Below are 7,962 nucleotides of genomic sequence, written 5' to 3' on the forward strand. Positions count from 1 at the left end.
GGCCGCTGACGCGGCCGCCTGATTCAGTCTGCAATGTCCCGTGTAGCATAGGCGTTCAGCTCCATGCCAGCCGTATGCCCTGCCAGATATTCATAATACCCCTGGGCGCCGATCATGGCACCGTTGTCGCCGCAGAGTTTCAGCGGCGGCAGGTATAACCGGATGTCTGCCGCCTCGCAGGCCCGACGAAGATCCTCCCGGATGACGGAGTTGGCCGCTACGCCGCCGGCGGCGCAAAGCACGGTGCGGCCAGTCTGCTTTGCCGCCTCCATGGCCCGGGGCACCAGTGTATCGCTGACAGCCTGGGCGAAGTCCCGAGCCAGCGCTGCCCAGTCCAGAGACTCCCCCACCTGCTGAGCATGGTGGGCCAGGTTCACCACCGCCGTCTTGAGGCCGGAGAAGCTCATGTCCAGCTCTGCCCCGTCCACATGGGCGTGGGGCAGGGTGTACACCCCGCCCGGGGACTGCCGGGCCAGGGCGTCCATGGGGGCGCCGCCGGGATAGGGCAGGCCCAGCACCCGGGCCGCCTTGTCGAAGCACTCCCCTGCTGCATCATCCCGGGTGGCGCCCAGAATCTCCATATTCGTGTAGTCCCGGACGTCCACGATCATTGTGTTGCCTCCGGAGATGGCCAGAGCCAGGAAGGGCGGCTCCAGTTCCGGAAAGGCTAGGTAATTGGCGGCGATGTGGCCCCGGATGTGGTGCACCGGGATCAGGGGCACCCCCAGGGCAAAGGCCACCGACTTGGCGAAGCTGAGACCCACCAGCACCGCGCCGATGAGCCCCGGGGCATAGGTCACTGCCACCGCGTCGATGTCGGACTTCTCACAGCCCGCCTGCCGCAGAGCTTGGTCCGTCAGGGCGGCAATGGCCTCCACATGCTTGCGGGAGGCGATCTCCGGCACCACGCCACCGTACAGGGCGTGGAGGTCCGCCTGGGAGGCGATGGCATCGGACAGGACCGTGCGCCCGTCCTCCACCACGGCCACCGCTGTCTCGTCGCAGGAGGACTCAAAGGCCAAAATTTTCATGATCTGTCCCTCTCTTTTCCGTCACTGCTGCCAGGATACTCTCTCGCCCGGCGTCCCATTTGGATCAAAGGGGATGCGGACATATCTGCGGAATTTATCCGGCGCAAAGGTACTGGCATAGACAAAGCGGTGCTCCTCCATCAGGGCGGACTCGTCCACTTTCCCCTCCGCCCAGTACAGGGTCTTGTAGGGTACGCCGAACATCTCCGTGTCATACCCGGCGGTCCGGGCGCCGTTGCGGGCATAGAAGCCCAGCCGCCGCTCTGCCATGGCCGGGTCCGGGGCGTAGCAAGGGATCTCACTCTCTCCGAAGATCACATTGCCCCGCTCCGCCTCCCGGAGCTTCTCCAGGATCACGGAGCCCAGGCCGCCGTTCCGGCGGTCTGCGGCCACGCACAGATAGTCCAGCAGGGCCCAGCCGGGGTGGCCCAGCCATAAAAATGCCTCGCCGGCGATGTCGTCCCCGTCAAAGAGGCACCAGGGGCGGTACCGCCCCTCGGCCCACATCTCCTCCATATTCTTCAGGGGCTTCAGCTCCGCTGCGGGAAATGCTGTCCGCAGGTCCCGGTCATAGACCGTCCGCAGCTGCTCCAGTGTCGGGATCCTCAGTTCCATCGGTAAACTCCTTTGTCATGATGATGGCATCCTCCTTCGGATGCTCGTAATAGTTTTTCCGCCTGCCCACGCTGCGGAAGCCCCGGCTGCCGTACAGGGCGATGGCCCCGTAGTTGGAGGCCCGGACCTCCAGCGTCAGAAACGCCAGCTTGTGGGCCTGGGCAAAGTCCAGGAACACTTGCAGCAGCTTCTGGGCGATGCCGTTGCGGCGGCACTCCGGCCGCACGGCCACATTGGTGATGTACCCCTCGTCCAGCACCACCAGCAGGCCGGCGTAGCCCGCCACGTGGTCCTCGTCATCCAGGGCCACCAGGAAGGCGGCGCAGTCGTTCTGCAGCTCCTCCACCAGCATGTTCCGGGACCAGGGGGTGGTGAAGCAGATCCGTTCCAGCTCCGCCACCTCGTCCAGATGGTCCCCGGTCATGGGGACGATGCGCACGTGCATCTGTTCTCTCATGGTTCTCTCTCCTCTCGTTTTCCGGCATCCCCGCCGATGGTACGGGCATACAGCCCCACGCCCAGAAGGACCGCCGCGCCTCCGGCAACCGTCAGCCAGCCCGGCCGCTCGCCAAAGAGCAGGAGTCCCCAGACAGAGGCGAACACCGGCTCCATCAGCTTGACCGTGGCGATGAAGGCCGGCGGCAGATATTTCAGCCCCCAGCTGAATACATTGTGTCCCAGCAGGGTGCAGCATACCGCCATGCCCAGGGCCGTCAGCCCGTTCACCGGACCGTAGCCGGCCAGCGGCGTTCCGCTCAGCAGGGCCGCAGCCAGCAGCGTGGCCGCGGCGGACGTATACACCAGAAAGGTGTACACTGACGTGGAGAGCCGCTGCCGGCAGACCGTTCCGATCATGGTATAGACCGCCATGGCGGTGGCGCCAGCCAAGGCAATCAAATCTCCCAGCAGCGCATTCGTCCCGGCGGCGCTGTCTGCCAGCGCCACCACCGTGCTGCCTGCAAAGGCAAGCAGGACCGCGGGCCAGGTCCGGCGGGGCAGCCGCTGCCCCAGAAACAACGCCGAGGCCGCTGCCACAAAGAATACCTCCGTATCCACCAGCACCACCGCCGAGGCGATGGAGGTGGCCCGCAGGGCCCCAAAATACGCCGCGAAGTGGATGCCCAGAAACAAGCCGCTGGCAAGGCACAGCAGCACGTCCCGCCGGGTCAGGGATTTCAGCTCCCGCCTTCGTCCCGCCAGTACCGGGACCGCCATCAGCGCCGCCGAAAAGGCCATCCGGTACAGCGCCAGGATCAGGGACGGCGCCGTGGACCACCGGACAAACACCGCCGACAGGGACACCCCAGCCACGCCCAGCAGGACGATCAGCCGCTTCATGCGCCGCCCTCCCTTCGGATGCACTCCGCCGTCTCCCGGGGCGTCAAAGCCGTCACATCCAGGTGCCGGATGTCCAGGGCATCATACAGCGGCAGGTAGGCCAGGCTCCGGTCCAACACATCCGGTATTCGCTTTCCGGCGCGGATATCTCCCTCCAGCCGGGACCGCAGGGTCTCCGGTGTGCAGACCAGGGAGACGGCCCGCAGGACATACGGCTCCGTCAGGCGGCGGAGCAGGTCTTCCCAGATTTCCCGCCGGTGCAGGACCCAGCAGAAAATCACATGGTCATAGGCGGAGCAGCGGAGGAAGCTGTTCAGGAGAAAAGAGATGTTCTCCAGCACCATCTCCCGGGTCTCCTCCGTCACCTGGAAGGGGTGGGCATCCCAGCACCAGTCCCCGTCCAGGAACACGCTCCGGTCCAGCAGCTGCTGCAGCTGGCGGCAGGCGGCGGTCTTGCCCACGCCCATAGGACCGCCGATCATATACAGGCGCTTCATGCGCCCATCTCCGGCGCACTGTCCGCCCAGGCCTGGAGGCGGTTGAAGAACCGCCCCACGTGAAAGCCGTCCGTGACGCCGTGGTGGACCTGCATGGCCAGGGGCAGCAGGGTGCGGCCGTTCTCCTTCCGGTAGCGGCCCAGGGTAAAGATGGGCAGCAGGTAGTCGTTGGCCTCCGGCAGCTCCAGGTGCAGACTTCGGAAGGAGGCCCAGGGCACGGCGGAGATGTTGAAGAGTCCCTGTCCCGCCTCCGGCGGGCGGGCTTCAAAGGTGTGGATGTCCCCATAGCGGGCCCGGTCCGCCTCCCAGTCCTGGCAGAAGGCCCGCAGATCCGGCTGGTAGGCGGTCCAGAGGACGGAGAAGGTCTCATCGTCCTTGTGAAAAATCGTATAAGTGGGGTCCACCCGGTCGTAGACGCCGATGGCCCCCGTCTCGTCCATAGCCATGCGGAGGGCCGGGTCCGCGTTGACCATCCGGGAGATGCCGTGGATCACCGACGGATAGAACCGGAGTCCCGACCCCCGCAGGCGGGGCAGCAGGGCGGAGATGTCCACGTCCACCGTCATGCTGTACCAACAGGGCACGTCCCGGTGGTAATGCTCAAAATACGGACGGCGGGGCCACGCGGCGTAGTCGATCTTCTGAAATCCCATCAGCCCTTGGCCTCCAGCCAGTTTCTGCCCCAGTGGGCGTCCGCCGTTAGGGGGACGGAGAGGGACACCACGTTCTCCATCTCCTCCTTCAGCAGCGCCGCGGCGGTCTCCGCCTGGGCCTCCGGGCACTCCACGATCAGCTCGTCGTGGACTTGCAGCACCAGACGGGCCTCCGGCAGTTCCTGCCGCAGGCGTTTCCGCACCGCCACCATAGCCAGCTTCATGATGTCCGCCGCGGTGCCCTGGATGGGCATGTTCAGGGCCACTCGCTCCCCGAAGGAACGGAGGTTGAAGTTGGAGGACTTCAGCTCCGGCAGGTCCCGCCGCCGGTGGAACAGCGTCTCCACATAGCCCTGCTCCCTGGCCCGCTCCACAATGGCGTCCATATACGTCCGGACGCCTGGGAAGGTGGCGAAGTAGGCCTCCATATACGCCTTGGCCTCCGCCACGCTCACGCCGATGTCCTGGCTCAGAGAGAAGGCGGAGATGCCGTAGACGATGCCGAAGTTCACTGCCTTGGCCTGGCGGCGCATCTCATGAGTTACCTGGTCCGGCGCCACGCGGAACACCTTGGCCGCCGTCTCCGCGTGGAAGTCCCCGCCGGAGCGGAAGGCGGCGATCATGGCCTCGTCCCCAGCCATGTGGGCCAGCAGCCGCAGCTCGATCTGGGAGTAGTCGGCGTCCACTAGGACGCAGCCCTCCGCCGGGATGAACATCCGCCGGATCTCGCTGCCCAGGTCCGTGCGGGTGGGGATGTTCTGGAGATTAGGCTCTGTGGAGGAGAGGCGGCCCGTGGCCGTCACCGTCATCTGGAAGCTGGTCCGCACCCGGCCGTCCGGGTCCATGGCCTTCAAAAGGCCGTCGGCATAGGTGGATTTCAGCTTGGCGTACTGGCGATACTCCAGCACCGCCCCCACGATGGGGGCCTCGTACCGGAGCTTTTCCAGCACATCGGCGTTGGTGGACCAGCCGGTCTTGGTCTTTTTGCCATGGGGCAGGCCCAGCTTGCCGAAGAGGATCTCCCCCAGCTGCTTGGGGGAGTTGATGTTGAATTCCTCCCCCGCCATGGCGTAGATCTGCTGTTCCAGCTCGGCGCTCCGCCGGGCCAGCAGATCCCCGAAAGCACCGAGGGCCTTGGCGTCTACCCTGCATCCGGCGGTCTCCATCTCCGCCAGCACGGCGCAGAGGGGCATCTCGATCTCATGCAGCAGGTCCATCTGGCCCCGCTCCGCCAGTCTTTCCGCCAGGGCGCCGTACAGGGCGTCCACGGCGGCGGCGTAGCTGTCGAAGCTGGCCTCCGCCGCGGCGGCGTCCCCCAGCAGGGAGAAGGCGTCCGGTTCCAGGTAGAGGGCCTTTGGCAGCTCCTCGTTGAAATAGGCGACGAACAGGCGGGCAAGGTCATAGCTTCCCGCCGTGGCGTCCAGCAGGTAGGCAGCCAGGGCGGTGTCGAAGACGAAGCCCTCCGCCCGCAGGCCGTTTTCCAGCAGCGTCCGCGTCAGGTCCTTGACATTGTGGGAGACCTTGCGGACGTCCGCCGCGAACAGGGCGTTCAAAAGGGCGTTCCAGTCCCCCTGATACTTGTCGAAGAACAGCTCCGCCGTGACGCCGGTGTCCGCCCCGGTCCGGCAGACCACAGAGAGGCCCGTCAGGTCCGGCAGGGCCAGCACCGATACATGGTCCGCCGCTCGCCAGAGGGCCAGCAGCCGCTCCGTCTGAGCAGGCTCTGTGACCTGCTCCACGGTCATGGTGAAGTCCGCCCTTTCCGCCGCTGGCTGCTCCGCCGGGGACAGGCCGAACTTCTCGATCAGCTTGGTGAACTCCAGCTTCAAAAACAGCGGGTAGGCGTCCGGGCCGGGCTTCCGGCACAGGTTCTCCTCGGGATGGAAGTCCAGAGGCGCGTCGGTAACGATGGTGGCCAGCCAGTAAGACTCCCGGGCGCTCTCCTCCCCCTCCGCCAGCTTGCGGATGGCGGCAGGCTTGGCCTCGATGTCCGGCATTTTGGCGTACAGGTTGTCGATGCTCTCGTACTGCTGGATCAGGGCCATGGCGGTCTTCTCCCCGATGCCGGGGACGCCGGGGATGTTGTCGGAGCTGTCCCCCATCAGGGCCTTCAGGTCGATCATGTGGATGGGGGCGAAGCCGTACTGCTCTTGGAAGGCGGTCTCCGTCATATCCTTGGTGGTGGTCTGCCCCATGCGGGTGGACACCAGCTTCACCATGGTGTGGTCGGTAATGAGCTGCAGGCTGTCCTTGTCGCCGGTGACCACCACGCAGTCCCAGCCGTCCGCCTCGCACTTGCGGGAGATGGTGCCGATCAGGTCGTCGGCCTCCCAGCCCTCCTGCTCATAACGGGGAATGTTCAGGGCGTCCAGCACCTCTTTCAGCACCGGCACCTGGACCCGGAGCTCCTCCGGCATGGGCTTGCGGGTGGCCTTGTAGGCCTCCGACGCCTGATGGCGGAAGGTTGGAGCGTGGACGTCGAAGGTGACGCACAACGCGTCCGGCGCCTCCTCCCCCTCCAGTCGAAGGAGCGTGGTGAGAAATCCGAAGATGGCGTGGGTGTAAAGCCCGTCCCGTGTGGTGAGAGGACGGATGCCGTAATAGGCCCGATTCAGGATGCTGTTGCCGTCGATGACCATGAGCTTCATGGGGAGTTCCTCCTGCCCGCAGGCTGATTTTTCCATAGAGATATAGTATATCCCAAATCCGGCGTTTACGCAAGGCGGGTTTGCCTTGCAATGGGCCGCCGTCTGTGATAGATTGATGGAGAGGCGGTCCTGTTTTCGGATCATGGAAAGGAGGGCTACATCATGATGAAGTGCCGTCTGTTTTCCGCCCTGCTCCTGCTCTTTATTCTCATGGCGGCGGGCTGTTCCGGCCAGCCGGCAGCGGTAACCGCCGACGACCTCGCCGACCAGGTCTACATCTACGAAAAAGAGGGGTTTGGGAGCGATTTCTATATCACCCTCAACAGTGACGGAAGTATGCGCTGTTCCGAAGGAGCCCTGAGCAGCTATTTTGGGCTCGGCACCTGGAAACTGGACGGAGACACCGTGATCCTCACCACAGATGATGAAAAATTCGTCAACCGCTTTGCCGTCGAGGACCGTACGCTGGTGTACCAATCAGCGGATTCCACAGGCTTTATGTACCTGACAGTGTCCGACGGCGAAAAATTTCTGCCCTCCGGGGCTCCCGTCGGCAGCCTCGACATCGACGAGGGGTAACACGACGCCCCCACACCATTCCCGCCGGGCGGCAGATTGCCGCCCCTACATTTTTACGGGCTCTTCGCTTTTGCAAGTCCAAGGCCTAGATAAAAGATAAGAGATACTTCCCGGAGAAGGGCATCTCTTATCCCCTATCTTTTATTTCTTATCTTCACTCTGCCGCCCCGCGGCGCAAGGAGGCACCATGAACCGTCATCCCGCCCACATCCTGTTGTTGAAGGCCGCCCGTGCTTTGGAGCTGCTCATCGCCGCCGTGATCCTGCTGGTGATCGTCTGCGGGGCGGTATTTTTGTTCCGGGAGACTGGCCGGACCCTGCTCCTCTCCCCAGAGGCCTTCGCCCTGGGGGATTTCCTCTCCGCCACACTGCTGCTGGTGATGGGAATTGAGTTCGTGAAGATGCTGGCCCTGCACACCGCCGACGCGGTGGTGGACGTGCTGCTGTTCACCATCGTCCGGCAGATGATCGTCAGCCACACCGACGCGGCGGAGACGCTACTGGGCGTGGCAGCGGTGGCGGGCATCTTCGCTGTGAAGAAATATCTTCAGGCCAGGGAGAACGCCGCGTGAAGCCGCACGGACCGGACGGCAAGCCGTCCG

The 7,962-nt window shown here is 64.6% G+C and carries 9 protein-coding genes; 2 read left to right on the forward strand and 7 right to left on the reverse strand.

What is annotated here, in order from left to right:
• Nucleotides 1-23: 23 nt before the first annotated feature.
• The 7 genes from tsaD to polA are packed head-to-tail and all read right to left on the reverse strand — an operon-like array spanning nucleotide 24 to nucleotide 6,782.
• The gene (tsaD, locus tag HMPREF1546_RS09145) at nucleotides 24-1,031 is read right to left on the reverse strand and encodes a tRNA (adenosine(37)-N6)-threonylcarbamoyltransferase complex transferase subunit TsaD (RefSeq protein ID WP_021749324.1); all 1,008 of its coding nucleotides are present in this window, start codon (nucleotides 1,029-1,031) and stop codon (nucleotides 24-26) included.
• 21 nt (nucleotides 1,032-1,052) lie between these two features.
• Complete coding sequence (locus HMPREF1546_RS09150; RefSeq protein ID WP_021749325.1) at nucleotides 1,053-1,646, reverse strand: GNAT family N-acetyltransferase; 594 nt, start codon at nucleotides 1,644-1,646, stop codon at nucleotides 1,053-1,055.
• The gene (rimI, locus tag HMPREF1546_RS09155) at nucleotides 1,600-2,103 is read right to left on the reverse strand and encodes a ribosomal protein S18-alanine N-acetyltransferase (protein WP_021749326.1); all 504 of its coding nucleotides are present in this window, start codon (nucleotides 2,101-2,103) and stop codon (nucleotides 1,600-1,602) included. The genes HMPREF1546_RS09150 and rimI overlap by 47 nt, the downstream gene beginning before the upstream one ends.
• Nucleotides 2,100-2,984, reverse strand: coding sequence for a DMT family transporter (locus HMPREF1546_RS09160; protein ID WP_021749327.1), 885 nt, complete (start codon nucleotides 2,982-2,984; stop codon nucleotides 2,100-2,102). Before HMPREF1546_RS09160 ends, rimI begins: the two co-directional genes overlap by 4 nt.
• The gene (locus tag HMPREF1546_RS09165) at nucleotides 2,981-3,481 is read right to left on the reverse strand and encodes an AAA family ATPase (RefSeq protein WP_021749328.1); all 501 of its coding nucleotides are present in this window, start codon (nucleotides 3,479-3,481) and stop codon (nucleotides 2,981-2,983) included. The genes HMPREF1546_RS09160 and HMPREF1546_RS09165 overlap by 4 nt, the downstream gene beginning before the upstream one ends.
• Nucleotides 3,478-4,134 (reverse strand): chloramphenicol acetyltransferase, encoded by a 657-nt coding sequence (locus HMPREF1546_RS09170; RefSeq protein ID WP_021749329.1) that lies wholly within the window; start codon nucleotides 4,132-4,134, stop codon nucleotides 3,478-3,480. The genes HMPREF1546_RS09165 and HMPREF1546_RS09170 overlap by 4 nt, the downstream gene beginning before the upstream one ends.
• Nucleotides 4,134-6,782, reverse strand: coding sequence for a DNA polymerase I (gene polA, locus HMPREF1546_RS09175; RefSeq protein ID WP_036636764.1), 2,649 nt, complete (start codon nucleotides 6,780-6,782; stop codon nucleotides 4,134-4,136). Before polA ends, HMPREF1546_RS09170 begins: the two co-directional genes overlap by 1 nt.
• Before the next feature lie 162 nt (nucleotides 6,783-6,944).
• Between polA and HMPREF1546_RS09180 the strand changes: the two genes are divergently transcribed.
• Both HMPREF1546_RS09180 and HMPREF1546_RS09185 read left to right on the forward strand, forming a co-directional pair.
• Complete coding sequence (locus HMPREF1546_RS09180) at nucleotides 6,945-7,361, forward strand: hypothetical protein (RefSeq protein ID WP_021749331.1); 417 nt, start codon at nucleotides 6,945-6,947, stop codon at nucleotides 7,359-7,361.
• A 187-nt stretch (nucleotides 7,362-7,548) separates the two neighbouring features.
• Nucleotides 7,549-7,932: a hypothetical protein gene (locus HMPREF1546_RS09185; protein ID WP_021749332.1), complete on the forward strand. Its 384-nt coding sequence runs from the start codon at nucleotides 7,549-7,551 to the stop codon at nucleotides 7,930-7,932.
• The last annotated feature ends 30 nt before the right edge of the window (nucleotides 7,933-7,962 follow it).

The sequence above is a fragment of the Oscillibacter sp. KLE 1745 genome (assembly GCF_000469445.2).
In the GTDB taxonomy this organism is placed as follows: domain Bacteria; phylum Bacillota; class Clostridia; order Oscillospirales; family Oscillospiraceae; genus Oscillibacter; species Oscillibacter welbionis.

Coding starts and splice junctions, on each gene's coding strand:
- tsaD (WP_021749324.1), bottom strand. CDS start 1,031: ATGAAAATTTTGGCCTTTGAGTCCTCCTGCGACGAGACAGCGGTGGCC.
- HMPREF1546_RS09150 (WP_021749325.1), bottom strand. CDS start 1,646: ATGGAACTGAGGATCCCGACACTGGAGCAGCTGCGGACGGTCTATGAC.
- rimI (WP_021749326.1), bottom strand. CDS start 2,103: ATGAGAGAACAGATGCACGTGCGCATCGTCCCCATGACCGGGGACCAT.
- HMPREF1546_RS09160 (WP_021749327.1), bottom strand. CDS start 2,984: ATGAAGCGGCTGATCGTCCTGCTGGGCGTGGCTGGGGTGTCCCTGTCG.
- HMPREF1546_RS09165 (WP_021749328.1), bottom strand. CDS start 3,481: ATGAAGCGCCTGTATATGATCGGCGGTCCTATGGGCGTGGGCAAGACC.
- HMPREF1546_RS09170 (WP_021749329.1), bottom strand. CDS start 4,134: ATGGGATTTCAGAAGATCGACTACGCCGCGTGGCCCCGCCGTCCGTAT.
- polA (WP_036636764.1), bottom strand. CDS start 6,782: ATGAAGCTCATGGTCATCGACGGCAACAGCATCCTGAATCGGGCCTAT.
- HMPREF1546_RS09180 (WP_021749331.1), top strand. CDS start 6,945: ATGATGAAGTGCCGTCTGTTTTCCGCCCTGCTCCTGCTCTTTATTCTC.
- HMPREF1546_RS09185 (WP_021749332.1), top strand. CDS start 7,549: ATGAACCGTCATCCCGCCCACATCCTGTTGTTGAAGGCCGCCCGTGCT.